Annotated in this window: 24 protein-coding genes and 1 pseudogene; 10 read left to right on the top strand and 15 right to left on the bottom strand. The window is 62.2% G+C overall.

Annotated features, from left to right (window positions below):
* Positions 1-175: 175 nt before the first annotated feature.
* Positions 176-808, bottom strand: a complete 633-nt coding sequence (locus HFGMBDPB_RS12535; RefSeq protein ID WP_050042316.1) for a hypothetical protein — start codon at positions 806-808, stop codon at positions 176-178.
* 95 nt (positions 809-903) lie between these two features.
* Between HFGMBDPB_RS12535 and HFGMBDPB_RS12540 the strand changes: the two genes are divergently transcribed.
* Entirely contained in the window at positions 904-1353 is a 450-nt protein-coding gene (locus tag HFGMBDPB_RS12540) for an HAD domain-containing protein (protein ID WP_050042317.1), read from the top strand.
* Between the two features lie 14 nt (positions 1354-1367).
* Here the strand turns inward: HFGMBDPB_RS12540 and HFGMBDPB_RS12545 are convergent, their stop codons facing one another.
* The 3 genes from HFGMBDPB_RS12545 to HFGMBDPB_RS12555 form a co-directional block, all read right to left on the bottom strand.
* On the bottom strand, positions 1368-3119 hold the full coding sequence (locus tag HFGMBDPB_RS12545) for a hypothetical protein (protein ID WP_050042318.1): 1752 nt from the start codon (positions 3117-3119) through the stop codon (positions 1368-1370).
* Between the two features lie 95 nt (positions 3120-3214).
* The gene (locus HFGMBDPB_RS12550; protein WP_212645508.1) at positions 3215-5749 is read right to left on the bottom strand and encodes a S8 family peptidase; all 2535 of its coding nucleotides are present in this window, start codon (positions 5747-5749) and stop codon (positions 3215-3217) included.
* Positions 5750-5815: 66 nt separating this feature from the next.
* A complete protein-coding gene (locus HFGMBDPB_RS12555) occupies positions 5816-6799 on the bottom strand; it encodes an AAA family ATPase (RefSeq protein WP_034366583.1) in 984 nt (327 codons plus the stop codon).
* An 81-nt stretch (positions 6800-6880) separates the two neighbouring features.
* Here HFGMBDPB_RS12555 and HFGMBDPB_RS29965 point away from each other — a divergent pair, with 81 nt between their 5' ends.
* Positions 6881-7177, top strand: coding sequence for a helix-turn-helix domain-containing protein (locus HFGMBDPB_RS29965; protein WP_050042346.1), 297 nt, complete (start codon positions 6881-6883; stop codon positions 7175-7177).
* Between the two features lie 145 nt (positions 7178-7322).
* Entirely contained in the window at positions 7323-7673 is a 351-nt protein-coding gene (locus HFGMBDPB_RS12560) for an H-NS histone family protein (protein ID WP_050042347.1), read from the top strand.
* Positions 7674-7702: 29 nt separating this feature from the next.
* Here the strand turns inward: HFGMBDPB_RS12560 and HFGMBDPB_RS12565 are convergent, their stop codons facing one another.
* From HFGMBDPB_RS12565 to HFGMBDPB_RS12590, 6 genes are all read right to left on the bottom strand, one after another.
* Positions 7703-8137, bottom strand: coding sequence for an ASCH domain-containing protein (locus tag HFGMBDPB_RS12565; RefSeq protein WP_227469604.1), 435 nt, complete (start codon positions 8135-8137; stop codon positions 7703-7705).
* 7 nt (positions 8138-8144) lie between these two features.
* Positions 8145-9131, bottom strand: coding sequence for a hypothetical protein (locus tag HFGMBDPB_RS12570; protein WP_034366580.1), 987 nt, complete (start codon positions 9129-9131; stop codon positions 8145-8147).
* Positions 9132-9778: 647 nt separating this feature from the next.
* Positions 9779-10720: a TniQ family protein gene (locus HFGMBDPB_RS30035; protein WP_016452127.1), complete on the bottom strand. Its 942-nt coding sequence runs from the start codon at positions 10718-10720 to the stop codon at positions 9779-9781.
* A gap of 6 nt (positions 10721-10726) precedes the next feature.
* Positions 10727-11620: a TniB family NTP-binding protein gene (locus HFGMBDPB_RS12580; RefSeq protein ID WP_223275228.1), complete on the bottom strand. Its 894-nt coding sequence runs from the start codon at positions 11618-11620 to the stop codon at positions 10727-10729.
* 7 nt (positions 11621-11627) lie between these two features.
* Positions 11628-13577 carry a TnsB C-terminal domain-containing protein gene (locus HFGMBDPB_RS12585; RefSeq protein WP_227740878.1) on the bottom strand — a complete coding sequence of 650 codons (1950 nt, stop codon included), beginning with the start codon at positions 13575-13577 and terminating at the stop codon, positions 11628-11630.
* On the bottom strand, positions 13567-14217 hold the full coding sequence (locus HFGMBDPB_RS12590; protein WP_034366604.1) for a heteromeric transposase endonuclease subunit TnsA: 651 nt from the start codon (positions 14215-14217) through the stop codon (positions 13567-13569). The genes HFGMBDPB_RS12585 and HFGMBDPB_RS12590 overlap by 11 nt, the downstream gene beginning before the upstream one ends.
* A 153-nt stretch (positions 14218-14370) precedes the next feature.
* On the opposite strand from HFGMBDPB_RS12590, the pseudogene HFGMBDPB_RS12595 reads away from it, so the two are divergent.
* Positions 14371-15042: pseudogene (locus HFGMBDPB_RS12595) on the top strand (ATP-binding protein); the annotation flags it as partial.
* Here the strand turns inward: HFGMBDPB_RS12595 and HFGMBDPB_RS12600 are convergent.
* A complete protein-coding gene (locus HFGMBDPB_RS12600) occupies positions 15037-15954 on the bottom strand; it encodes a LysR family transcriptional regulator (protein ID WP_212645509.1) in 918 nt (305 codons plus the stop codon). The pseudogene HFGMBDPB_RS12595 and the gene HFGMBDPB_RS12600 overlap by 6 nt on opposite strands.
* A 102-nt stretch (positions 15955-16056) precedes the next feature.
* Here HFGMBDPB_RS12600 and HFGMBDPB_RS12605 point away from each other — a divergent pair, with 102 nt between their 5' ends.
* Positions 16057-17259: a YbfB/YjiJ family MFS transporter gene (locus HFGMBDPB_RS12605; RefSeq protein ID WP_016448656.1), complete on the top strand. Its 1203-nt coding sequence runs from the start codon at positions 16057-16059 to the stop codon at positions 17257-17259.
* 34 nt (positions 17260-17293) lie between these two features.
* Entirely contained in the window at positions 17294-18367 is a 1074-nt protein-coding gene (locus HFGMBDPB_RS12610) for an NAD(P)H-dependent flavin oxidoreductase (protein WP_212645510.1), read from the top strand.
* 13 nt (positions 18368-18380) lie between these two features.
* On the opposite strand, the gene metC is transcribed toward HFGMBDPB_RS12610, so the two are convergent.
* The 4 genes from metC to HFGMBDPB_RS12630 form a co-directional block, all read right to left on the bottom strand.
* Positions 18381-19598, bottom strand: a complete 1218-nt coding sequence (gene metC / locus HFGMBDPB_RS12615; RefSeq protein WP_212645511.1) for a cystathionine beta-lyase — start codon at positions 19596-19598, stop codon at positions 18381-18383.
* Positions 19598-20596: a Bug family tripartite tricarboxylate transporter substrate binding protein gene (locus HFGMBDPB_RS12620; RefSeq protein ID WP_212645512.1), complete on the bottom strand. Its 999-nt coding sequence runs from the start codon at positions 20594-20596 to the stop codon at positions 19598-19600. The genes metC and HFGMBDPB_RS12620 overlap by 1 nt, the downstream gene beginning before the upstream one ends.
* Before the next feature lie 208 nt (positions 20597-20804).
* A complete protein-coding gene (locus HFGMBDPB_RS12625; RefSeq protein ID WP_016448660.1) occupies positions 20805-22376 on the bottom strand; it encodes a rhodanese-like domain-containing protein in 1572 nt (523 codons plus the stop codon).
* Positions 22377-22507: 131 nt separating this feature from the next.
* Positions 22508-23044, bottom strand: coding sequence for a cysteine dioxygenase family protein (locus tag HFGMBDPB_RS12630; protein ID WP_046239474.1), 537 nt, complete (start codon positions 23042-23044; stop codon positions 22508-22510).
* Between the two features lie 168 nt (positions 23045-23212).
* On the opposite strand from HFGMBDPB_RS12630, the gene HFGMBDPB_RS12635 reads away from it, so the two are divergent.
* The 4 genes from HFGMBDPB_RS12635 (at position 23213) to HFGMBDPB_RS12650 (ending at position 26536) form a co-directional block, all read left to right on the top strand.
* Positions 23213-24073, top strand: coding sequence for a LysR substrate-binding domain-containing protein (locus tag HFGMBDPB_RS12635; RefSeq protein ID WP_016448662.1), 861 nt, complete (start codon positions 23213-23215; stop codon positions 24071-24073).
* Positions 24074-24213: 140 nt separating this feature from the next.
* The gene (locus tag HFGMBDPB_RS12640) at positions 24214-24528 is read left to right on the top strand and encodes a DUF3649 domain-containing protein (RefSeq protein WP_212645513.1); all 315 of its coding nucleotides are present in this window, start codon (positions 24214-24216) and stop codon (positions 24526-24528) included.
* On the top strand, positions 24525-26258 hold the full coding sequence (locus tag HFGMBDPB_RS12645) for a PepSY-associated TM helix domain-containing protein (protein WP_212645514.1): 1734 nt from the start codon (positions 24525-24527) through the stop codon (positions 26256-26258). The genes HFGMBDPB_RS12640 and HFGMBDPB_RS12645 overlap by 4 nt, the downstream gene beginning before the upstream one ends.
* Positions 26255-26536 carry a DUF3325 domain-containing protein gene (locus tag HFGMBDPB_RS12650; RefSeq protein WP_212645515.1) on the top strand — a complete coding sequence of 94 codons (282 nt, stop codon included), beginning with the start codon at positions 26255-26257 and terminating at the stop codon, positions 26534-26536. The genes HFGMBDPB_RS12645 and HFGMBDPB_RS12650 overlap by 4 nt, the downstream gene beginning before the upstream one ends.
* Position 26537: the final 1 nt, after the last annotated feature.

Raw genomic sequence — 26537 nt, forward strand, 5'->3', positions numbered from 1 at the left:
CTTCAAACGCATTGACCCAGAACTTCCAAAAATCAACGCCCACCGTGCGCCTCGCGGCAGGGCACAAGCCGCCGTGCAGCTGCGCAAGGCGCCTCGCCGGCCCTAGTCCGCGCACACTCAAAAAATCGGACTGCTGCCTCACCATTTAGCGAGCTAGGGGGTAAAGCTCACATTTCTATCCTCGCAATCGAGGAGGTGTATGTCCCAAGCGAATGGCGATGTCGCGCTGGGTGGACGTCAAGGCCGGCCATATTAAATGCACCCTACTCTCGTCCATTGAGAGCAAATCCGATCTTTGCTTGGCAGTCTTTAGAGTGATCTTAAAAAATCCGGGATTATGGTCTATTTGATTAATCTTGAGTCGCCACAAAACGACGAATGCATATTTCGGCGTTAGATTTTTATTCTTCCTGAGATAGGTAAGTGCATTTTTTAGAATGTCGTTGTTCTCAGTCGCAGCCACCCTCTCCAGCGCATTGATACAAGATTCCATGCGCATTTGTTCTTCGAGACGATTCAGTCTACGTTTGGCTTCCTCTGGTGAAAGCCTGCGTCCTTGTTCGAAAACAGAGACGTTGAATCGCAAGATGCAATGTGATCCGACCCATAGATGGTGATTCGTTAGCTGATTCTTTATACGGAAATGATAGCGAAGGCCGTCTTGCTCGCACAGTTCACAGATCTCATCTTTATGATCATGATCAATTACTTCATCGGTGAATAACCATTCTTCAAATGCTTCGGGAAGGGTTGAGCCCACAGATAAGGGAAGGATATTATCTCGAACGCGTTGCGAGTAACTCTGCATAACTGGTTAACTCCTTGGATCGTTAAAGAACTCAACTAGACCATGACGATGATGGGTGTAAGCCTTTGGGCACCCGCCAACACTACAATTGCAGCGTGAACACAATATTCTTGGACTTTGATGGAGTGATCCATCCCGAGTTCTGCCACGAGTCAAAGCACTTGTGTTGCTTGCCTGTGTTCGAGAACGTGCTGCGACGTTGCACGGATTGGGACGTGGTCATCACAAGTACCTGGCGCCTTCAACGCTCGCTTGAGAGCCTGCGCTCACTTTTTTCCGATGATGTTGCTTCACGCGTTCATGATGTGACACCTCGCTTTGCGGAACTTCACGACGTTCCAAATTCCCTTCTTGCCTATGAACGTGAGGCCGAGTGCAATGCTTGGCTTCGGGACAACGATCGTATGGTGTTTCCCTGGCTTGCGATCGACGATAGATCCTGGCTTTTTCGCCCCTTCAATAGATCCGTATTCCTTGTGGATGGAAGGACTGGTTTGACTGCTGTCACAGCGGAAGAACTTACAGAGCGGTTATTAAGCCTGTAGAGACAAGGCGCACTTCAGAGAAGTTTTCGTCGGACGTAGTCAGCACTAAGCACACCATTTTCGAACTTGTGTTTAATGCGTCCCCTTACTACTGAATTTTCCAGATTTCTCCAGTCCCCATTATTCCAGCGACCCTTTGTCAAAACAGCAAGCTTTAGGATTTCGCTCAGACTTTCTTCTGGAAGCCTCGCACCGTTTTCAATAGGCTTGACTATCAGAGCATAGAAGGCTTCTTCATCCAGAACTTCAAGTTCAAAGAAATACTGTAATGAGCCATCAGGCAGCTCAATTTCACTCACCCAGCACAGCCGTCCTCTGGCATCGTCTCCTCTACCCACAATGGCCCAAGGAATATCTGTCGTTCCAAGTTTAGTAGGGAGCATGCAATATACTGCACTCCCAACAGCGACAGGATTTATTAATCCATAGTCCAATCTCTGTTTAATGACTTTTTCTTTCTCAAGCTGCATGAAACACGCGGCCAGAGCGCTGAATCTGTTCTTTATTCCGCTTTGCGCGTGGGCGCTAAGGGAAGCGCTGCTGAGGCTTCCCGACGAGGATTTATGCCCGGTACCATGGTTCTTTTTGCGTTTGTATGATTTTTCATCAGATTTTATGGCCTGATCTGTAAAAGTAACCTTTTTATATTCAATCCTCATGTCAGGTAAATCAGACCACATCTCGTTGATCGCAAGATGAGATACATAATTTCCCAGCCTGGTATCTGCTGGCGGATGGATAACCACAGGGTCTCCGTTTAAGCCTTTGGGTTGTCCTGCAGGCTCAGAAAATGCTTGTGAAGACTGCTGCGAATTTATCGGTATTTTTTGGTTAGCCAGGACACGAACGAGAGGCACGGGAGGAGGCGGAAATTCAGAGTTATAAATCCACATCACTAGAATTGCCCCGCTTGAAAGCTGTTGACCAAGAAATGACAGTGTTATATCGTCTTTTTCCTTGTCTTCAGTCCAGTGCGGATGAACTTGAACCCATGGGTGACTTACTCCCGACCTCCGGGAGTTTTGTATGCCCACAAATATGCCCTGTGCCTGCTTGTTGGCGTATTCAGAAGTCTGGAAATGTGCAATGGCGCGGCAGCTGATGGAAGACAATTTTTGTTTTGTTAGGATCTTATAGACATCACCCTCTGGCGTGAATCCCGTTTCACTTCCTACAATTAAATTCTCCAACTCATTGTTCCAATGATTGGATAGTAACGCATTTGATAAAAAGGAGCATACGCCATAAAATCTCCTGAAGACCTCGTAGGCAGGAATAATAAGTTCCAGTCCCGTGTCACTATAGCAACGATAATATGGCGCATCTCTAAGGTCGTGAAGCTGTCCAGCTATGTCTTCGCCGCTCAGGGGAAATTCTTGTATACCGTAGTGCCCGTGGATACGGATGTAGTCTTTTGGATGAACAAGTATCCACTTTTGCGGGGGAATGCGAAGGTTTTCAATCTTGATTTGATCACCCATGATCAAACCATGTTGTCTGGTCATATCGTGCCAGAACGAACCCAACGGGAATGCTGGCAAAGAACCCGCTGATTCAATCACCGACAACAGGCTACAAGCTCCGCTGGCTCTTCGGGCATAGGCAAGACGCTCAGGCTCATGATTATCAATCTCAGCAAACCACAGCTGCACGCGTGGCGTCTCCATCTCATCAATTTTGGGGAGTATTTTGGCGGCGCCAACCAATCGGTACAAAGTGTCATTCAGAGGTAGGCGGGCGAATTGGGTATCTGAAACGGGAGACATGCTGGACTGATGAAGTGCACGAGAGACTAGGCGAAAGGCCAGCGCTTGGCACTGACGGCCAAGTACAGTTAGGGCATAACGTTCTTCGGGTATGCCTAAGCAGTGATGTCAACAGCGTTGACGATTGCGATTTCTGTGGCGATCGGCGTATAGAGATCTACTGGCACGTCCACCTCTTGGATGGGGCGCAGTGAAACGACCAACGAATACCTGGTGGACTTGCCGGCGCGTTCGGCTCCTGGCCAGTCCTTCCACCAACCGCCAATGGGGTACACTGCGATGTGCGACTTCTCACGCAGCTGTGCCGCAGTCCCCCTCCAGACATCGCTATGCACAGAGCCTCTAGCGCGTAGCACTGCCCCGATGTGCCACTCGTTCATATCGGGGTCCGACAGGCTTTCGTCTTCGTCAAAATCTTCAAGGCGATCGAGCTTGTTGATTCGTTGGTTGAAGCGCACCTCATCTTCGCTGGCACCTTTGACAGCAAATCTAAGCCCATGAGACTGATATCGGAATTTGCTCTGCCACCCTCTGCGGCTGGGGTTCGGTTCTACAAAGAAGGATAGAGTTACCCTCATCTCCACCGCAACTTCACCTAAGGCCTCTAGCTCATCGGCTGGCCAAGGTAATTTGTGCAATTTCAGCTCTTTGAGTTTGACCTTGCTCTTTTCAAGCTGATACGGAACGATTGTGTCCTGAACGATGAGAGTGGGAGCGTCTTCAGCCGAAGCCAAGGAATTTTGCAGAGAGACTTTGCCGAAGCCATAGGTGCGCAAGAGTTCCCTCATGTCCCTTTTCTTCGCGCCTCTCGGCAGCTGAGCCAGCATTTGGGGCGTGAAGCGCGCGCCGTGAATCACCAGGGCACGAACGGTTTCTTCCCAATAGTGTGGATACCTAGCTCTTATGTGGGCGCAAATTCGTGCCACTTCTGCGGCTGCTGCACTGGTGTCCCCTGTTTCCGCAAAAGGCCCCTGGTGCATTCTGTGTGATGTCGTCAATATTCGTAAGCTGCTAGGCCCCACTGCAGGAACATTGGTGTCATCAATCGTCGCATTTCCACCTTCCGCTACAACGTCTGGCTTCAAGGGCCATGAATTTCGCCACAAGCGCGATGTAGTCGATGCCGGGGAGAGTGCACCCCCCTGTGCGATGAGCGCGTACGTCGGCCAGCGCTGAATGTCCAAATAGGTCAGGTCAGTGCAGGCACCTACGGTAAGGCCATTCCAGGACTGGCCAGGGTCCTCGATGGAAGTAGAGTGGTTGATATCGGGGTACTGAGTCCAACCCTGCCAGGGCACGTTTCCTGCGGACATCACGAACAGCCGCTGTTTGAGCGCAAAGTCCGTACCCCAGCTGATGCCCTTGGTGTAAGGGTCAAGGCCGTTCAAGCCAAAAGCCAATTGATCCACGCACGCCGACCATTCGGTAGGCATCCCTGCTCCGGGACCGATCGCTGTAGTCATGGTCACAAAAATGCGTGAGCGTCCCGGATTCTTCTGTTCGACCTTGTCCACTGCTTTTGCCATGATCCAGCCGTACAGATGTGGTGGATTAGCTCCTGCAGGCGGGAAGATTTTCACCGACTCCATTCGATGAGGCACATCGAGCTTCTGATCATGCGCCAAAGGTGCCACCAGGTCGCCGTGACAGATGACGCCTGCCATCTCGGTTCCATGTCCATCTACATCCGTACCTGGACCCCACTCCGCATCCACCGCCATCACGTCCTCATGGGCGACAGCCTTCTCCAGCAGAGGATGGGCTCGGTTCACACCCGTGTCGAGCAAGGTGACATAGGGGCTTGTGCCTGGCTCGGCGAATGTGCATCGTTGCAGCAGCTCTTGCACCCAAGGGGCCTGCTCACGAGGCGCAAGATCTGAAAGAAAGAACTCTGCGTGTGGTTGAACGTACCGTATCTCGGCGATCAGATCCAACAGTCTGAGTGCGCCCTCCAATGCTTTGCGAGTCGTCCATGCTGCAACTACAACGCGACCAGGGAAGCTGAGGTAACTCGTTTCGACCTGAATACCGAACTGCACGGCAGCTGCTTGGAATGCCTTTGCTGTTGCGCTCGCTGTCCGGGCACCGTTGCGCAACCAGATTTGCAGCCAAGTTGCTTTCTCAGGCGCTGGTGGTGCCGCATCCTCTGTCCACAACTCTGCAAAGGCCGCTCCACGAATTTTCTCTATTGCATTGACGAGCTGTGTATGGGGAGGCTTCCCATACTTTGTCATAGGGCCGCTCAGGTACTTCCTTACCCGAGTCTCAAGCGCACTCAGCTTGCCTTCCGGAACATGAAGCGCAACGACTTGGGCTCCGCCACCGGACTGCGCAACAGTTAAAACCTCTATTTCGTCTTTGCGCCACTCGAGGGCTTTGACATCAAATTTCGCCTGAGCCGAAAACTCGATCGCAATGATCATTCCAGTGGACGTAGTCAGCCCGCGCTTTGCACGCTCCAAGGAAAGAGCTTCTGCGTCTAGCCGTAGTTTCGCGAGTTGACGCAGCAACGCGCTGCCATGCTGCTCCCGGTCCCGCTGAAGCTCCGATGGCTTGGGAAACGAGTGTGTCGACTGGAAGCTTCGGTCGGTAGTGAATCCCGTAACTGACAAATGATCGAGATCTGGCATGGTGAGGGCAACGATTCATTTTGTTACCTCAATGTACCAGACCGGCCGGCCGGACGGCCGGGCCGATCAGTTGTGCAGCTGGCTTGCAGCTCGCTCCTGCAGGTGGGTGAGAACGCTTTTTTCTGAAATGCTCGATCGTTCGTCAAGGATGGCGTCCTTGATGGCGTCCTCACAAGCCTTGGTGATTTCGGAGTGGGAAAGCCCCACTGCACGGGGGACCAGATTTGACCAGTTCAAGTCTGCAGGAGCCATCATCGCCAAACGATTGCGCAGCAGTTCATCGACTTGCGCTTCGTCTGGGGTGGCATATCGAATCACATCGTCGAAGCGGCGAAAGAGCGCAGTATCAAGAGAAGCTCCGTGGTTCGTTGCCGCCACGATGATGCTGTCCGAGGTGTCCTGCTCGATCAGCTGCAAGAACATGTTCAACGTGCGGCGCATCTCTGCAACGTCATGCTGCCCCCCCCGCTGCATGCCCAGCGAGTCGAACTCGTCAAAAAAGTACACACCGCGGGTGATCTTGAGAGCTTCGAAGACCAAGCGAAGCTTAGAGGCGCTTTCCCCCATGAACTTGGTGATGAGACTGTCAAACCGCGCGGTGAAAAGCGGCAGCTTCAGCTCCGTAGCGAGCACGGCAGCCGTCATCGTTTTGCCTGTGCCGGGAGGCCCTACCAACAAGAGCTTGCGGCGAGCCGCCAATCCATGCTCACTGAGACGCTCATGCTGACGCTGCTCCAGGAGCACGCGTTGCAGCTTCTGCTCCACCTCCCTGGACAGGACCATGTGCTTCAAAGGGTGCTGAGGGTACTGCGCTGTCAGCAGCTCAGCCAGTTCGCCGCGAGGCTGCACAAGAGGCAATGTCCGTGCGCGCGCACGGGGGGCAGCAGGGGCTCGCGCCTTTTCAATGAGCTCTCGCAGCTCCGCTGCAAGTTTTGAGTGACCACGGCGAGCTTCATCCGCAGCGACTTGAAGTGCCACGGAGATGAACTGTGCGTCTTCGTTACCTGCGTAGGCTCTGAAAAGCGCTTTGATTTGGTCTGCTCTTGCCATGTTGTTTCTAATTTTGATTGTAGGTGAGGCTACTATCAAATTGTGCTATTGTTGCACATATGATGTATCTATAGCACATCAATGAGTATTCAAACGTTCCCTACACGACAAAGTGAACTGATCAGGCAGGCACGAGGACAGCGCACCCAAGCCGAATTCGCGAAGCTCCTTGGCGTAGATCGTTCTTGTTTGTCGCGGTACGAGCGCGAGCAACTCGGTGCCCCGACATCCGTCATCAACCACTGCCTCGGTGCGATAGCAGCACAGTCGCGCTCCCCCGTTGCTGAAGTGGACCCTGTGCGCCGTGCACTGCGTTTGACTATCGACGCAACGAGGGAGTTGCAGATCGCCACGGCCCTGGATGCCCGTGAGCAATGAAACTGACGGCAGCAGGGACGGATGCTCCTTGCCGTTCACTATCCCCACCGACCTGATCTTTACTGGCGGCGAGGCTCAGTCAGTTCCAAGTAAGCCCGATAATTGTTGGCGCCACACGTGATGGCGAACGCCCATGGACCAAGGTATGACTATGAATTTGACCGAACTACTGGCCGCGAAAGCTGCTCTGGATGCAGAAATCGCCAAGGCAAAGAAAACTGAAGCCACAGCCGCACTTCGTCGCGTACAAGAGCTCGTCACCGAGTTTGGCCTCACCTCTCAGCAAGTCTTTCCGTTGCTGCCCGCCAAAAGCAAAAAGCAAGGCGCGGCCAAGTACCAAAATCCAACTACTGGCGCCACATGGACAGGACGGGGCAAGCCTCCTGCGTGGATCGTCGGCCAAGATCGCAACGCCTTTCTCATCGCTCAACCTGCCCAACATGAAGGGCCGTTCCTAGCAGAGATGGCTGCTGCGGCAGATCGCCGTAGAGCCTAATCTCGGTCCCGGCGTTTTCCGAGAACGCCTCACGCCAGTTCCAGCTCTCGCTGCAGGTTGGGCGACTTGTGAGGTCTGCCGTGAAGAGCCTGGCTCATCACGTGCAGCAAAGGCCCATCGCTGGCGACATTGGCGAAGAACTGCGGTGGATGAAAGCCGCCCGCCATGTCGCGCAGCTTGCTCAGCGGTATGGGAGACGCGAGTTGTGTAGGTTCGCTCAGCCCCAGTGCAAAGGCTTTTGGCAGACCCGAAAAATACTCAAAGAACTCGTGGCGCTTGAGCCCGGATACAGTGCCGAATCGCCTCCACAGAGTACTGGGAGCGAGTGTGTGCAGGCCTGTCACCGTGGCGCATCCGACGATGCTACCCACCGGCATCTTTACATAGATCCAGACCGTCGTTGACGTATTCCGTAGCGCATCTGATTGCTGAAGCTCGCTACAGCCTGTAGATGCCTTGGGCATCTTCGGTTCAGTGGCGTGCTTGCTTTCGGTTCGTCGGGATTTCGTACTTTCTCAGATGGTAGGAAACAGCAGATGTGCTGAGGCAGTCACTTATCAGTCGGCCCGGGAACACCCAAGGGTTGAAGTCTGACCCACCCAAATGTTCTGGTGACTGCAGCGCTCGGACAAACGCGCCCACTTCTTGCGGCACCTCCATCCAGCGATCCTTCAGGCGCATCTGCAACCCTGTCGCCCAGTCAACGTCCTGGTGTCTCAGCTGAAGTATTTGCGTCAGTGGCACGTTCAGTAGGTGCGCAAGTAACGTAGCGGTCAACGACAACTCAGTTGGGCGAGGAGGTTTGCCCGCAATGGCATCCATCAATAGCCTTGCGTACCGCGCTTGCGGCAGCAGAGATTGTCTGGGTGCCGTGCGCTTGCCGGGCACCTTCAGGCGCATCCCGTGCCGGCTCGCCAAGTGCGACAAGTAGGGGGTCAGTGATGCGCGCAGGCCTGGCTTGCTTCGCAAGAGTGCATCGACTGCTTCCTGCTTGAGTTGCGTTGCGCGTCCCACCTTGGCGGCAGTCAACAGGGCAATGGCAGCAGAAAGATAGGACTTGCGACTTCGTACATTCAGCGGCTTTTGCCGTTGGGCCAACGCCGTATCAAAGGCTTGGAGATCGGCGGCCCAGGGCTTGCCTGTAGCGCCCTTGAGCTTGCTTTGCACCAAGGCCTCATCCGAGTTTTGGCGGCGCGCTGCAGCGTCTTGGAGGAAAGCGCCTTGTTCCACCAAAAACTGCATTAGCAACCCCATTTGCCGCAGCTCCTGCGTTGTGAAGGTCTCCAGCAACACGGCCTGGTCCAACGGGACGGATGCCTGCTGCAGCGCGATGTCTATGCGAGTGATGAACTGCAAGTAGCGCGAAGCATGCGCCGCCAACTTGCTTGCCCGCTGCGATGAATTGCCCCACTGCGTGAAGTCCGCGTACAGCTGCTTCGCCTGTTGAGTCACTAGCATGTGCTGGGCTGACTGCTGCCGTTTCACATTCCCGCGCTTGATGGAACAGCTGAAACAAGGCGAGAAGCCCGTTCCCTGCACGCGCGAGCCGCAATCTGGACAGTCATGGCTGGGACCATCCAGTTCGCAGCACTTGCTGCAAAGATGGCAACCAGCGAGCGTCATAAAGTACTGAGTGCGGTGCTTGTGACAGTGGCTGCAGGTAGCCTGAGTAACTTTGCGCAGACAACGCTCACACATCTGGCCACGCTCAGGAAAGCCGCGCGACCTGCTCAGCCTCGCGCTCGGCGTTCCACACGTATCGCAAGGTCTTGAAGTGCGGTAATAAGGCGCACATGAAGCGCATGCAACGCGGTCTCCGACCCGCAAAGCGGCTTGGGGAGTCAAACGGCCGCAACGCAGACATGTGCGGTCCTGCCGTGCACATTTCCCACATACCGACGAGGTTGCATGCTTGTGGGCTCTGGCCGTCTCGCCGCAGATCTGGCAGGTTCGCGGAGGAAAAACTGCTGGGTAGCAAATGCTGCAGTACTTCACTCCATGATGGATGCGGTGGGCCTTGTCCATCGATCGCCCACAGTTGCCGCACGCTGAACGCAGTGCATGTGCGAAATATTGCCCCGGCGACCCATCAGCTTTGGATTGGGTCATAGCCGTGCCTTCACACGCGATGCAGTGGAGCGCCTGACCGACAAACGCAATGCAATCTGAAGGATCCTGCGGGCCCGCAGCTGAGGATCACGCGGCACTTCCCAGCACGACCTTGGCGTCGTACGTGCCTGCGGCAAAGCACGAACGTAACACTCGTGGACTCCAACTTCTCTTGTGTAGCACTCCATATCCTCGTCAAACCTGGCCAAGGCGTTCTCCAGCAGGTGGCTGCGAGCAAAGATTCGCCAGTAGCTCCACGGTTCTCCTGCGCCTGAAAAATCAGGAGCCTTTTTCGCCCTCTGAGTGATCAACCGATAGGCCAACGCCAAAGGCAGCGGGTGCCCGAGAAACGCCTGCCTCCACAACGCATCGACACGCTCTTGCTGCGCCTGCTGCCGCGCAGAACAGGTAGATGGATGTGCGCTGTACAAAGCAAAGGCGCAACACTCGCACCGCCCCAAAACAAGAGAGTCGTTTCGATATGGAGCGAACGGGGCGCCACAGTGCGGACACGCATCCATGAGACTGACGCCGTGCCTGAGGCAAATCCACGATGAAGCCAAGCGCCAGTGCATATGCAGATGGCGCGGCATATCTTCCCTTAGGCAAGCAGGGCAGAACAGCTGCCCAAAACGAAGCCTGCGCCGATGGTAGATCCCTAAAGGCAGCAGCCAAGGCAGAAAGCCGCTGCGGTGCACAGGTACTGCTGCTGCAGCCAGCTGACTGCAATAGGTCATACAACGAACCTGCTCCAGCCTGCAGCCACTGGCCGCTGCAATGGCTTGCAACATCTCCTCGGACAAGCTGCGGTCCAGATCCCTGGTCCAAACGAAGTAGCCCAGGCCCAGTCGATGAGACAAGACTGCAGGCTGCTCCCCCCGAGCCCATGCCCAGCGCACCAAGAACGAGCCCAGCGTCTCTTGGGAATATGGCTGCATGATTGTTCAGCTCGGCCGCGGTGCCGTGACCAAGCGGCTCCTGGTAAAAGACTGGCAGGCGCCTTGCAGAATCTCGAACGTCACCCGCTCGCCACCATCTTTGAGCACGCGCTCGACAGCTTGGAGCGTGATCTTTCGTACGGACCCGATGGTGCCATCGCAGCTTTTGAACACCTCAAGCGCCATCTTGGGGGCAGTCAGATTTGAGGGCCTGGCGAGCGGCATCAGTCGCTCAAAAGATGCGAGCAGCTTGAGAAAACTCTCATCTGCCTGCCAACGGGGCAACGCCAATCGAGTGAAACGACTGACGAACTGAGTATCGATAGCCAAGGCCCTTGAGACGTCGACAGTCCCGCACGCCACGATGCTTAACTGACGCATGTTAGAGAGCCTCTTGAGCGAGGCCATGAACTGCTTTTGCTGACGCGCGGGGCTGTTGAGCATGGCGTGCAACTCATCGAGGACCAGTACAGAAGTGCGCTGCACGGCCAATTCTTCATGCGCAAGCGCTTCCAGCCGTGCTGGGGGGGCGTCGGGCCGATGCGTCACGTTCAAGGCACTCAGGATCGCGCTGTACAGCCGTCGTTCATCAGCACTCGCAGGTGTCTCGACCCACAACACCTTGGTGATCGGATAACCGGCCTCATCCAGCACGATGGGGTTGTTGGCAATGAACTGCCGCGTCAACGTGGTCTTGCCATTGTCGCTGTCTGCGATGACAGCGCGACACTCAGGTTTAAGCGAACGAGGGAACGCCACCAGATCCTGCAGGTCTCGCAAAATATGGTCGTAGGCGGGGTAGCCGAACAGGTGGTTCGAGCGAACGAACTCCAGCTTTTCGGGCAGTGAAGCCTCCAGCATTTGAGCCGTAGCTTCGTGTAGATGAGGAAATTGGTTCATCGTCACGCTACGCATTGAAGCCCGTAATTTTCTTGCTCAAGAATGCTTCAAAGGGATTGGCCCCCGATCCCACAGGCTCCCGCGCAGGCTGCATTTGCGTCTCGACAACCGACCGGTCTGCGCCACCACTTCGAGGCGACGAGGATGGAGGTTTTCGCCTCACTCTCTTCGTGTCTGCCACAGCATTGGCCTCTCTGTGGGCGCTACGCAAGCGGTAACCTGCCTTGGCTTTCTTGTCCTCCAGCTGGCTTCCTTCGTGCTGCCTGCGGGCCTCAATCGCAATGTGCTCTTCCACGCCCACGTAGCCGTCAACCTCGTCATCTCCGGGAGCTTGAAATGGATAGCGATCGAGCTTCACGTACTGCTTGACCTCGGGGTCGAGAAACCACACCTCACGCCGGCGCCGAGGATGGTACTTGACGGTGAATTTGCGCTTCTCCGAAGGATGGTCGGGATCGCTTGCATTGATCCATCGATTGAGAGCCTCGTGATAGTAGTCAGCCTTGTTCATTCGGACGCCCGAGGGCGACACCACACGCGACTCCAGCGGGAGAAAGTCCAACTTGAGCTTTTCCGGATCCGCGATCTGGATCGGAAGTCCGGCTGCCATTGCTCCGTCTGTACCCAGGATCTTTTCCTCCCAAACGATCAATGGTGGCTTCATCAGCGAACTGTGCTTGTGCACGTGGTAGTGGTTCACAACCCAGTCTGCAATTTCGATCTCCAACTCGTGCAAGGTGTAGGCAGACTTTTTCTTGGAGTCATAGGTTCCCCGCTGCTGGGGGTTGGAGAACGTCGTGCCAGGCTTCTTGCGAAGCATCATGTTGACATTGCCCACTAGGCGCTCGATGTAGGCCCCGTAGCGTGGCTGCTTGACTGGCCGAAGATCCAAGTCGATGGAGTTCTCCTTGCAGCCGAACTTAAGTGCCTCCCCTCGGAACTCCTTGGCGTTGTCACACAGCACCTTGCGAATCTTGCCGTGCACAGGCCAACGCCCTGGCAAACCGAGGGATGCGAGGTAATCCTGTTTTGGCAGCATGCCCATCGCCAGGGCCATGCCGGCAGCTACTGCTGAAGGGCGGTCCATGCTCAGATAGAAGCCGACGATCACGCGCGTCAGGCAGTCAATGGCCAGGGTCAGCCAAGGCCGTCCCCATGGCATACGTGTGTCAGAAAAGACCACGATCATGTCGAGTTGGACATGGTCGATCTGCACCGGATTGAGTGGATTGACGGGTTCGGGGAACACACCCGGAGTAGGCATGTCCTTGTCTGCCAATGCAACTTGACCGCGCTTGCGCCGAACCCGGTTTAGAGGAAGTGCAGCGATCCTGTTGCGCACGGTGTTTTCGTGGGGAACGGGCTTGCGCTCGAGTTCGCAACGGTCTTTCACGGTCTGATAGATATCCCGAGGCGTCAGTTGTTGCGACGACAGGTAGAGCTGGTCTATCGCCTCCTGGATGAATTGCTCCACCCGCTCATCAAGCTTCTTCACGCTGGGGGCGCCTCGCTTGCCATCCATGAGGCCCACGAGAGAGCCACAGCCGTTGTAGTTCTTGATCCACTTGTAGAGCGTGACTGCCGAAACCCCGGACTGCCTGGCATGGTCCTCGACATCTTTGCGAGAACGCTTGCGCATTGCCAACAACGGAGCGATCACATCCAGACGCTTTTCAGCCTTCGCAATCTCGGCAGCAGTAAAGGCCAGCAGCGCTGGTGGCAGGGCTGACGGTCCAGCAACCATCTCCCCTGTAGCCCCAGCTTCATGTTCGGGCACGAGCGTGGTGATCGAAGACAGCTGGTTGATGAACGCGACCTCTGAGCGGCCGGTATCAATGTCTTCGATGATCACCCGATCGGTGGAGAGAACACGGCGCACGATGCAAGCTTTCTGCTTGAACACCACCGGTGCTCCAGGGCGGACAGCGAAGCCAGAAGCATGCAGTTCATTTGCCATACAGCGTAGGTTCCTCGTACCAAATTTCTGATTTCATCGTTAACCTTTGCCTGAGATTCGCGCCGATGGAGCCATTCGCCACCATTCGCCACATGGCGCCCACAGCTTGCATGCGGTTGGTCAGGTCCATGAAGGTTGCAGCCAACAGTTCCGAAGGTGTGGAGACTTGAAGCTCTTGCAGAGTCTGTAGGAGCATGAGAGCCGACTTGCCATCGGAGGGATACGAGCGGTAGTCACGCAGAAAAGTGACATTTTTCAGATAGTCGTTGCGGATGTAGCGTTCATCGACAACCTGAAACCCCCAACGCCGCTGTGCGCAAACCATACGGGCGGCCCGGAAACCCGCTTCGAGGTCGCTCCATCGATCCCGAAGTTCATCCAGATACTTGACCTCAAAAAGTAGGGTCCGTGCAGGCTTCCTGAGCTGACTGCCCCGAGAAGTAGCCAAGTAGTCAGGCGTGTATGAGCGCTCCTCGCCAGACTCGAGACGGTACCGGATCTTCATCGGTTGGTGGGTGATGCGCGCTATCCGAGGATCGAAGTCCATCAACAAGACCAGGTCACGCTCCAAGGTGCTCTCGAATGACACCGTCTGCCCATCCAAGGTTTGCACCCGCCCGGTGACCGAACGGTAGTTCATGGGGACCTGCCGCACACCAAGATCGCTTTCAGTAACGTCAATTATTGTAATTTTCATATCAGTTAACTAATTCAATGTATTGAATCAACCCATTCGACAGACCTGATAGACCATTGTGTAGCAAGATGTGACGCCGTGGTTAAGCTTTTCGTTGTAATCGACAGAGGCTCGCCACCGCGCCCTGGCGAGATCTCGCAGTCCCATCACGGAGTACTGTTTCTGGACGAATTCCCCGAGTTCGCACGCAGCGCGCTGGAGGCGCTGCGCGAGCCGCTGGAGACCGGCCAGATCACCATCGCCAGAGCCGCCCAGCGCTGCGAATTCCCCGCGCGCTTCCAGCTCGTCGCGGCCATGAATCCCTGCCCCTGCGGCCATTGGGGATCGACGGTGCAGCGCTGCCGCTGCACGCCCGACAAGGTGGCGCGCTACCAGGCGCGCATCAGCGGCCCGCTGCTGGATCGCATCGACCTGCATGTGGAAGTCGGTGCCCTGCCCCCGCAGGAGCTGCTGGCCGCGCGCTCTGGCGAGGCCAGCGACACCGTGCGCGAGCGCGTGGTCCAGGCCCGCGCGCTGGCCCTGCAGCGCCAGGGCAGTGCCAACCACCAGCTCCAGGGCCAGGCCCTGGACGACCACCTGGGCCTGTCGCCCGAGGCCCTGGCCTTCGCCCACAAGGCCGCCGCACGCCTGGGCTGGTCGGCCCGCAGCACCCACCGCGCGCTCAAGGTGGCGCGCACCATTGCCGACTTGGCCGGCAGCGCGGCAGTGGAGACGGGGCATGTGGCGGAGGCCATGCAGTATCGGAGGGTGTTGCGGTTGCCGTCATGAGCCGGCATGCACCAGGCCTTGCGCATCGACAGCCGCAACCTCCTGGTCGATCCCCAACACCTCCACGCACGCATGCAGCGCAGGCGACCAGCCCTGGCGCGCGGGCACGACGAACCAGGTTTCCACGCGGGCGACTTCCTGGGCGAGTGTGCCGGGCAGGGCCGTGATGTGCACGCCGAAGCGGTGCTGCTGGGCCTGGACCACGCTGCGCGGCAGCAGGCCGTAGCCCATGCCGGCGGCCACGCAGCCGAGGATGGCGTCCAGCGATCCCATTTCCATGATGCGTGCGGCCACGCCGCGCGTGGCCAGCAGCAGTTCGATGCGCTGGCGGTAGCTGCAGCCCTGGCGGAAGGCCAGGAAGGGCACGGCGCTGAGCTGGGCGGCATCGGGAAAGCGCGGCAGCGCGAAGGCGGTGACCAGCACCAGTTCCTCCTCGAAAACCTTCCAGCCCTGCAGCCGCGACTGGGGCGGCATGCCCGAGACGAAGGCGCAGTCCAGCCGCCCTGCCAGCAGGTCAGCCAGCAGCTCGGCCGTAGTGGCCGTGCGCAGCTCCAGGTCCAGGCCGGGCCGGGCCTGGTGCAGGCGCGCCAGCAGCGGCGGCAGGCGCAGCGCGGCCGTGGTTTCCATGGAGCCTATGCGCAGCGCGCCGGCGGCCCGGGCGCTGCCTTGCAGCAGGGCCAGCGCCTCGTCATGGTCGGCCAGCATGCGCCGTGCGTATTGCTCCAGCAGGCGGCCGGCAGGCGTTGCGTGCACGGGCGCGCTGCGCTCCAGCAATTGCACGCCGGCCTCGTCCTCGAGCTTTTTCACATGGGCCGTCACGTTGGACTGCACGGTGTGCAGTTGCTGCGCGGCGGCGCCGAAGCTGCCGCTGTCGCAGACGGCCAGGAACATGCGCAGGGACTTCAATTGCATCGCGGCTCCAGTGGCATTCATCTTCAATCGAGATCGACGCCATCATTTTGAATCATTGGACATGATGACTCCGGCGGCTTAAGGTATGCCCATCCTCCCCGCATGGCGCCCACTCCCGTGATCCAACGCAACGAAACTTCCCTGCTGCTGACCGGCTTCATGGCCACGCTCAGCGGCGTCGGCCTGGCGCGCTTTGCCTACACGGCGCTGATGCCGCAGATGGTGCATGCCGGCTGGTTCAGCGGCGAGCAGGTGGCCTATCTGGGCGCGGCCAATCTGCTGGGCTATCTGATCGGGGCGCTGGCCGCCGCGCCGCTGGCCGAACGCCTGGGCGCGCTGCGCGTGCTGCTGTGGTGCTGGGTGGCCCTGGCGCTGAGCTTTGCGGCCTGCGCCTGGCCGCTGCCCATGCCCTGGTTCTTTGCCTGGCGCTGCATCTCGGGCATTGGCGGCGCCATCCTGATGGTGCTGGGCCCCTCGGTGGCCTTGGCGGCCACGCCCCTGCAGCGGCGTGCGGCCCTGGGGCCGCTGATGTTCTGCGGCATAGGTGCCGGCGCCCTGCTGTCGGCCACGCTGATACCGCTGCTGGCGCGCCAGAGCCTGGGTGCCGTCTGGTGGGCGCTGGCGGCGGTCTGCGCCTGGGCCGGCTGGCTGGGCTGGCGCCATGTGCGGCGGCTGCCGGTGCCTGCGCCCATCGCCATCACGCCCCATGCCCGGCCCGTGCCCGCCGCGCCCCTGTGGACGCTGCCCGTGGTGCTGGTGATGCTGGCCTATATGACGGACGCCTTCGGCTTTGTGCCGCACACGGTGTTCTGGGTGGACTACCTGGCGCGCGAGTTGCAGTTGGGCGATGCCTATGCCTCCACGCAGTGGGCCGTGTTCGGCCTGGGCGCCATTGCCGGGCCGCTGGTGGCCTCGCTGTGCGCCACGCGCTTTGGCTGGTGGGGCACGACCACGGGCGCCTATGCGGTCAAGACCCTGGCCATTGCCATGCCGCTGTTCTGGGTGGGATTTGCGGGGCATGCGACCTCGTCCTTCCTGGTGGGCGCGCTGTCGCCGGGCATGGCGGCCATCACCTCGGGCTACCTGATGCAGCTGATCGGCCCCGTGCAGCACAAGCGCATGTGGGGCTATGCCACGGCGGCCTTTGCGCTGATGCAGGCCGTGTCGGGGTATTTCATGGCCTGGAGCTATGCGGGCCTGGGCTCGTACCAGCGCCTGTTCGTCATCGGCAGCGTGTCGCTGCTGCTGGGCACGCTGATGATCGCCGCCAGCCGCGCCAGCGCGCGCCGACAGGCCGCCGCATGAGTGCGCGGATTCGTGGCAGGAAACAAGGAGTCGTATGAGCACCGCAAAGACCGCATGGATGGCCCGCCTGGGCATGCGCCATCCCATCATCCAGGCCCCCATGGCCGGCACGTCCACGCCCGCGCTGGCGGCCGCCGTCACCGAGGCCGGCGGCCTGGGCTCGCTGGGCATTGGCGCCAGCGGCGCGGAGCAGGCACGCCAGCAGATCGTGCAGACGCGCGCGCTGACCTCGGGCGCCTTCAACGTCAACCTGTTCTGCCACCGGCCGGCCCGGGCCGATGCGCAGCGCGAGGCCGCCTGGCTGGCCCATCTGGCGCCCGAGTTCGCGCGCTTTGGCGCCACGCCGCCTGCCACGCTCAACGAGATCTACGCCACCGCCGTCGGCAACGCCGCGCTGCAGGCCATGCTGATGCAGGAGCGGCCCGCCGTGGTGAGCTTTCATTTCGGGCTGCCGGAGCAGGGCTTCATCGACGCGCTGCGCGCGGCCGGCGTCGTGACCCTGGCCAGCGCCACGTCGCTGGACGAGGCGCGCCAGGTGGAGCAGGCCGGTGTCGATGCCATCGTGGCCCAGGGCGTGGAGGCCGGGGGACACCGCGGAACGTTCGATCCCGCGCAGGACCGCATGATGGGCACCTTCGCCCTGGTGCGCGTGCTGGCCCGCAACACGGCCCTGCCGGTGATCGCGGCCGGCGGCATCATGGATGGCGAAGGCATTGCGGCCGCGCTGGGCCTGGGCGCCTGCGCGGCGCAGCTGGGCACGGCCTTCATCCTCTGCCCTGAATCGTCCGCCAGCCCGGCCTACCGTGCCGAGCTGCGCAGCGAACGCGCCCACCACACAGGCATCACCGCCGCCATCTCGGGCCGGCCGGCGCGCGGCATGGTCAACCGGCTGCATGCGCTGGGCGCCAGCCATGGCCAGCCCCTGCCCGACTATCCGCGCGTCTACGACGCAGGCAAGGCGCTGCACCAGGCGGCCTCGGCGCAGGGCAGCTCCGACTACGCAGCCCACTGGGCCGGCCAGGGTGCGCCGCTGGCGCGCGAGATGCCGGCCGCTGCGCTGGTGCAGACGCTGGCCGGCGAGCTGGCGAGCGCTCAGGCAGGCCGCTAGAGCGTGTTATCCACTAAAGTGCCGCCAGCCCCTGCTCCAGATCGGCGATGAGGTCGCGCGGCGACTCCAGGCCGATGTGCAGGCGCACCACGGGCCCGCGCGCACTCCAGTCGGTGACGCTGCGCGCCTGCGCCATGTGCGCGGCCGTCGCCAGGCTCTCGTAGCCGCCCCAGGAGGCGCCGATGCCGAAGAGGCGCAGGCCGTCGATGAAGCGGTCCACGGCGGCCTCGGCGATGCCGGGCTGCAGCTCCAGCGACACCAGGCCGTTGGTGCCCTGGCAGTCGCGCAGCCACAGCGCATGGCCGGGGTGCGTGGGCAGCGCGGGGCAGAACACGGTGGCCACGGCCGGGTGCTGCTGCAGCCAGTGCGCCACCTCCAGCGCATGCGCCTCGTGCATCTGCAGCCGTGCGGCCAGCGAGCGCATGCCGCGCAGCACCAGCCAGGCATCGTCGGGGCTGACCGCCATGCCGAAGGCATCGCAGCGCGCGGCCAGCGGCTCCCAGGCGGCCTCGGTGGTGGCCACGGTGCCCATCATCACGTCGGAGTGGCCAGCCAGGTACTTGGTGGCTGCCATCACCGAGACATCGGCCCCCAGCGCCAGCGGCCGGTACTGGCAGCCCGACCCCCAGGTGTTGTCGGCCACGACCAGGGCGCCGCGCGCATGGGCCATGGCCGCCAGCGCGGGCAGGTCGCACATTTCGTAGACCAGCGATCCCGGGCATTCGGCATAGACCATGCGGGTGTTGGGGCGCATGCGCGCCTGGGCGTCGCTGCCATCGGCCGCGAAGAAGTCGTACTCGATGCCGTAGGGCCGCAGCCATTGCCCGGCCAGGTGGCGCACGGGCTGGTAGGCGCTGTCGGTCAGCAGCACATGGTCGCCGGGGCGCAGGTAGCTGAGCAGGGCCATGCCGATGGCCGCCAGGCCGGTAGGCAGCAGCCGCGTGCGGTGGGCGCCTTCCAGCTCGCTGACGGCATCTTCCAGCGCAAAGCCGGTGGGTGTGCCGCGCGCGCCGTAGCTGAAGATGCGCTCGCCGGCGCGGCGCTCGCGCATCTCGCGCTGCTGTGCCGTGCTCTCGAACAGCACGGTGCTGGCGCGCACCAGGGGCGGGTTGACGGCCGTGCCGCCCGCATAGGCCGGGCGCTTGCCCGCATGCAGCAGCCGGGTCTGCAGGTCCAGCGCGGGGGCGCCAGAGGCCGATGATCCAGGCACGGGGGCGTGTTCGGCAGCCATCAGTCGATCTTCGCGCCCGAGAGCTTGACCACGCGCGACCAGCGCTCCATGTCCTGGCGCAGCTGGGCGGCAAAGGCTTCGGGCGTATTGGCCACGACTTCGCTGCCGCCATCGACGACCAGCTTGGTCACTTCCGGCAGTTGCAGGGTGCGCACGATGGCGTCGTGCAAGAAGGCCACGCGCTCGGGCGGCGTGCCGGCGGGAGCGAAGAAGCCGTACCAGTCCTCGAAGCGCGCATTGCGCAGGCCCAGTTCCTCCAGCGTGGGCACCTTGCCGAACACGCCGATGCGGCGCGGGCTGGTGACGGCCAGCGCACGCACCTGGCCCGCCTGGATCATGCCGGCCACGGACGAGGTGGAGGTGATCAGCACATCGACCTGCTGGCCCAGCAGATCGTTGATGGCCGGCCCCGCGCCCTTGTAGGGCACATGGGTCATGGGCACGCCGTTTTCCTTGGACAGCACCACGCCCACCAGGTGCGACAGCGTGCCGTTGCCGGGCGTGGCATAGGTGACGCGGCCCGGCTCGCCCTTGCTGCGCGCCACCAGGTCGGCAAAGCTCTTGAGGGGCGAGGCCGAGGCGACCACGATGGCCAGCGGCGCCGCGTTGATCTGCGTGATGGGCACGAAGTTCTTGAGCGGATCAAAGCCCGGCGCGCTGTAGAGCGCGGGGTTCACCGCCATCAGCGAGACCTGGCCCGTGAGCACGGTGTAGCCATCGGGCTTGGCCTCGGCCACGGCCTTGGCGCCGATGTTGCCGCCCGCGCCGCCCCGGTTTTCCACCACGGAGGGCTGGCCCGTGGCCTCGGTCAGCCGCGTGGTGACCCAGCGCGTGCTGGCGTCGTTGCCGCCGCCCGGCGGGAAGGGCGAGATGAATCGGATCGGCTGGGCCGGATAGCCGTTGCGTGCAGCCAGCGGCTCGGCCGTGGCCTGCGAGAGCATGGCCAGGGCCGCGAGGCTGGCGGCCAGCATCCTGGCAAGGTTGAGAGTTGAGAACATGTCTTGTCTCCTGTCGTTATGTGATCTGATTTATGTCGCTCTACGGCAAGTCAGCGATATATGGCGCTGCCTTTGCAACTGACGTGACTTTGGCCAGGGGCACCAAGCAAGGGCCTACGCCGGCCGCGCCGCCCCCGCAGCGAGGGTGCCGTCCCCCTCCCGCGCAGCGAGAGAGAGGGGGAAGCGGCGAAGCCGCTCAGGGGGAGCTTCATGCACTCGGCAGGCGGAAGGCGGCCAGTTCCTGGGCATCGAGCTGCGGCACCAGGCCCGTCTCCCAGGCCAAGTAGCGGCGTGCCGCTTCCTTGTTGCCGTCGTGGCGGTCGTGCACGAAGAACAGGTAGTCGATGCATTCGGCGTCGGTGGGGCTGTCGGGCGTGGCCTCGACGGGCAGGCCGGCCTGCTGCCATGCGGCCAGGCCGCCTTCGAGCAGCAGCGGCGCGGCGCCCTGCAGCTCCAGCGCGGCCCATTGCGCCATGCCGGGCTCGTCGGCCACCAGCACGATCTGGCGCGTCTCGCCGGCCAGATCGCTGGCAAGGCACGGGCGGATGGACCAGCGGGCCCCGGCGATGTGGCCTGCGCGGTACTTCATGCCCGCGCGCAGATCGACCACGGCCACCTCGCCCTGGCGCATGCGTTCGTGCAGGGCCTGCACCGCGATGCCTGCCAGTGCGGGGGCCTGGGGCAGCTGGGCCGGTGCGAGGTCCAGGCCGCTTTGCAGGCCGCCCCGCAGCACGCAGGCGTCATGGCCGAGCTGGCGCAGCCAGCTGGCCACCACGGGGGCGCGCACGCCATCGCTGTCGAACAGCACCAGGCGCGCACCGCGCACGCCCACGTACTGGTCGCCGGCCTGCATGAGCTGGCCACCGGGCGTGTGCTGGGCGCCGGGCAGCGAACCGGCCTTGAATTCCTCGGGCGTGCGCACATCGCACAGGAACAGCGTGCGCGCAGCATCCTGGCTCCAGGCGCGCACGGTGTCGGCATCGACCTCGGGCACGTCGAAGCGTTCGGCCAGGGCGCGGGCCTGTGCTTGCAGCGCGCTGCTGGCCGAGTCGTCGCCATAGCGCTGCGTGCCGCCATGCTCCAGCGGCAGGTCGGCCAGGTACCAGCCCTGGGTGCCGTTTTCCAGCGCGTAGACGGGGTTGGGAATGCCCAGGTTGATCAAGGTCTGCGCGCCGATGATGGAGCGCGTGCGGCCCGCGCAATTGACCACGATGGGCGTGGCCGCATCGGGCACCAGGCGGCTCACGCGCAGCGCCAGCTCGCCATTGGGGCAGCAGATGGCGCCGGGGATGTTCATCTTGTGGAACTCGGAGACGGGCCGGCCGTCCAGCACCACCAGGGGCAGGCCCGCCGCCTGGCGCGCAGCCAGCTGCTGGGCCGTGATGCGCGGCGTGCCGTAGGCGTGCTCGGCCAGTTCGCCAAAGGTCTTGGAGGGCAGGTTCACGCCGGCGAACAGCGTGTAGCCTGCCGCGCTCCAGGCCTGGGTGCCGCCTTCCAGCACAGACACCTGGGTGTAGCCCAGGGCTTCGAGGCGGCGCGCGGCGCGCCCGGCCACGCCCGCGCTGGCATCGCCCTCGCCACCGTCGTAGGTGACGACGCGCACCTGCCTGCGTGGCACCAGGCGGGGCACATCCAACTCCAGCCGGCTGTAGGGCAGGGGCGTGGCGTAGAACAGGTGCGACTCGCCGTACTGGCCGTGCTCGCGCACGTCGAGCAGCGCGATCTCCTGGCCGTCGTGCAGCCAGGATTTGAGGGTGTGGGCGTCAATGGATGCGGTCATTGCATGCGGTCCGGGAAAAAGATCGGCAAGGAATTTCGGGCAAAGCCCTGCCACGCGCGCCCCGTGGGGCGCGCTGCGGCATGGACAGGGAAAAGGCAGGAAGCGGGAGGTAGCGGCCGGAAGGCCGGGGCTCAGCGGCGCGTCTGCACGCCGATGGCCATGGTCTGGCAGGTGCCGGCGGCCAGGTCGTAGCTGGTGCGCTCGTTGAGCGTCTCCAGCGCGCGGCCGTACATGTGCAGGTGGCGGATGACCTGCTCGCCCTGGATCTCCACGGAGTGGATGTCCTCGGGCATGAGGGCGATGCCCTGGCCTGGCGCCACCACCACGAGATCCGTCTCGCGCAGCGTGCCCTTGCCGGGGACGGAGCCGTCGTCGGTGCGCTCGTAGACGCGGTTGTGCTCCGTGCCTTCCACGGCGGCAATGCAGGCCCAGGTCGTGTGGTTGTGCGGCACGATGCGCTTGCCCGGGCGCATGACGTTGAGGTACAGCGCATAGCTCTGGTCGGCGTCCTCGGCGATCAGGTAGCGCGCCTGGTGCTCGCCCTCTTCGGGCGCGGCGTAGTCGGCCTGCTGCCAGAAGTCTCGGCGCGCGGCCAGGCCCAGCAGCTGCTGGAGCACGGCGTCCAGGCTGGCGCGCGTGGCAGCGCCTTCGCCAATGGCCTGCTTCATGTGGTCGATGGCCGCTGTCACGGCGGCGCTGCGCTGTTCGGTGATGGTGGTGGTGGTGGTGGTGGTGTTCAAAGGGGACTCCTTGTCGTCGTTGAAGCCCACTGTAGTGAGGCGTCCGGCCCGCAACAATCCACGCACCCTCAACAAATACTTCAATAAAATTGAAGTATGGAGACGCTTGACCTGGACCTGCTGCGCACCCTGGCCGCCATTGCCAGCCACGACAGCTTTGCCGCCGCCGCCGTGCAGATGGGCCGCACGCAATCGGCCATCACCCAGCAGATGCAGCGGCTGGAGGAGAAGATCGGCCACGCGCTGTTCGAGAAGCAGGGCCGGCAAAAACGCCTCACCGACCACGGCCAGCGCCTGCTGGGCTATGCGCGCCACATGCTGGCCATCCACGACGAGGCGCTGCGCAACCTGCAGCACCGCCAGGTGCAGGGCCTGGTGCGCATTGGCGCACCCCACGACGCGGCCGACAACATGCTGCCGCCCGTGCTGCAGGAGATCGCGCTGAACTTTCCGGGCATGCAGATCGACATCCATGTGGGGCGCAGCCCTTTCCTGATGGAGTCGCTCAAGCAGGGCGAGCTGGACCTGGCCATCTCCAACCGGGAGGATGAAGGCTTCGAGGGCTTTGCCCTGCGCTCCACACCCACGGTCTGGCTGTGCGGCGCGGGCTATGCCCATGACCCGGGCAAGCCCGTGCCCCTGGTCATGGCCGACGGGCCCAGCATCTTCCGCCGCCTGGGCTGCGACGCGCTGGATGCGGCAGGCATCGCCTGGACACCGCGCCACACCTGCACCAGCCTGGTGGGCATACGCGCGGCCCTGCGCGCGGGCCTGGGCGTGACGGCGCGCGGCGTGGAGCAACTGGACCCGGGTCTGCGCGTGCTGGGTGCGGGCGACGGCATGCCGCCGCTGCCGGACCTGGTCTACCGCCTGTACATCCGCAGCCATGTGATCAGCCCCGTCACGCGCCAGATCTTCGAGAACCTGCAGGCACGCATGCGGCTGCCGGCCGGCTGAGGGACAGCGTTGGGGAGGCGGAGGGACGGCAGGCGTGCAGCTTGCCTGCGTTGCTTGTAATGGGACTTATTCTCAAATAACATCCGCGCCACCGCCGCCTCCTCTGCCGGTGTTTTTCGAGCCTTTCCAGGCACTGCGCCATGCCATCTCCCACTCTTGCCCGCACCCATGACTGGTTCCGTGACTACGGGCCGCTGATCTCCCGCATCCTCGCTGCGCTGTTCGGCGGCTATGCCGTGGCCGCCCTGGCCAGCGTGGCCGTTATGGCCCTGCCCGCAGACCGCACGCAGGCGGCGATCTCGGGCACCTTGCTGAGCTTTGCCGTCTACGCGGGCGCGGTGATCTGGGTGTTTGCCGTGCGCAGCGCCACGCGCGCCTGGGCCGGCCTGCTGGTCGCCGCCCTGGTACTGGCGCCTGCCGCGTGGTGGACCTGGGGCAAGGGGCTGGGCGCATGAACACGAACACCACGGACACCATGAACACGGCAGGCAAGCCCGCCAAACCCGTGAAAGCGGCCAAGGCACCCGGCATCCGCCAGACCATGTCCGACCTGCACACCTGGGTCGGCCTGCTGCTGGGCTGGTTCCTCTACGCCATGTTCCTCACGGGCACGGTGAGCTATTTCAGGAACGAGATCACGCAGTGGATGCAGCCCGAGCAGCCGCACCAGAGCCAGGCGAGCGAGCCCGCGCTCGTGGCCCAGCGTGTGGGTGACGCCATGGCGCGCCTGGCGCCGCAAAGCCCGCAATGGCTGATCAACCTGCCCGATGAACGCAGCACGGTGGCCACGGTGTTCTGGAGCCCGCCGCAGACCGAAAAGGGCGCCAGGCGCCGCTTCGAGAACGGCCGCTTCGACCCGGCCACCGGCACGCGCCTCGAAGGCCCGGTGCGCGAGACGCGCGGCGGCGAGTTCTTCTACCGCTTCCACTTCCAGTTCCACTACATGCCCGTGCTCTGGGGCCGCTATCTGGCGGGGCTGTGCGCCATGTTCATGCTGGTGGCCATCGTCAGCGGGGTGATCACGCACAAGAAGATCTTTGCCGACTTCTTCACCTTCCGCTGGGGCAAGGGGCAGCGCTCCTGGCTGGACGCGCACAACGCGCTGTCCGTGCTGGGCCTGCCCTTTCACCTGATGATCACGTACACCGGGCTGGTGACCCTGGCCCTGATGTACATGCCCTGGGCCAATCTGGCCACGACCATGACGCTGGAGCAGCGCGTGGTGGCCGGCCAGCAGCTCAGTGCCTTTGTTCCCGCAGGCAAGCCCTCGGGCCAGGCCGCGCCCCTGGCACCGCTGGCCGACATGGTGCTCCAGGCCGAGCAGCGCTGGGGCGCGGGCCAGGTGGAGCGCCTGAACGTCAACCTGCCCGGCGATGCCAAGGCCAGCGTGGTCGTGGTGCGCGGCGACAACGGCCGCGTCTCCATCAGCCCGCAGTTCATGACGTTCGACGGCGTCAGCGGCCAACTGCTCAAGGCCCAGGACAGCGTGGGCGCCGCCGCCGAGACGCGCGGCGTGCTCTATGCGCTGCACATGGGCCGCTTCGGCGACCTGCCCACGCGCTGGCTGTACTTCATCGTCAGCCTTGCGGGCACGGCCATGGTGGGAACAGGACTGGTGCTGTGGAACGTGAAGCGGCGCAGCAAGCTGCCCGACCCGGAAAGGCCGCATTTCGGCTTCCGGCTCGTGGAACGGCTGAACATCGCCACCATTGCCGGCCTGTCCATCGGCATGGCCGGCATGCTCTGGGCCAACCGCCTGCTGCCGGTGGAGATGGCGCAGCGCGCCGAGTGGGAGGTGCACGCCATGTTCATCGCCTGGGGGGCCACCCTGTTCTGGGCGATGGGCCGGCCCGCCAAGCGGGCCTGGATCGAGTTGCTGTGGGCCGGCGCCGCCGTTCTGGCCCTGCTGCCCGTGGTCAACGCGCTGACCACGGATCGCGGCCTCTTGGCCAGCCTGCGCGCGGGCGACTGGGTGTTTGCCGGCATGGACCTCATGCTGCTGGCCCTGGCCGCACTGCATGCCCATCTGGCCCTGCGCACCCAGCGCCACCAGCCCAAGGCCAAACCGGTGCGCGCCGCCCGGCCCGCGCCCAAGTCAGCCGCCACTGCAGCAGCCGCCACAGCAGCAGCCGCCACGGCAGTGGCCGCCACAGCAGCGGCCGCCGCAGCGGAGACCAGCGCATGAGCATGGCCCATCTGTTCTGTCAGCTGCTGGCCCTGGGCGCCTTCGCCTGCCTGGCCCTGGCCATGGGCCGCCACCAGAGCGACCTGTTCGGCAAGGAACTGCCACCCGCCCGCACACGGCGCCTGCGCGCGGCCGGCTGGGTGCTGCTGGCGCTGTCGCTGTGGGCGGCGCTGCAGGTGGAGCCCTGGTCGCTGGGGCTGGTGGCCTGGTTCGGCCACATCAGCGCAGCCGCCGCCATCGTGCTGCTGTCCATGGTGGCGCGCGAGCGGCTGCGCTGAC

The organism is Delftia sp. PE138, from assembly GCF_018320755.1.
Taxonomy (GTDB): domain Bacteria; phylum Pseudomonadota; class Gammaproteobacteria; order Burkholderiales; family Burkholderiaceae_C; genus Comamonas; species Comamonas tsuruhatensis.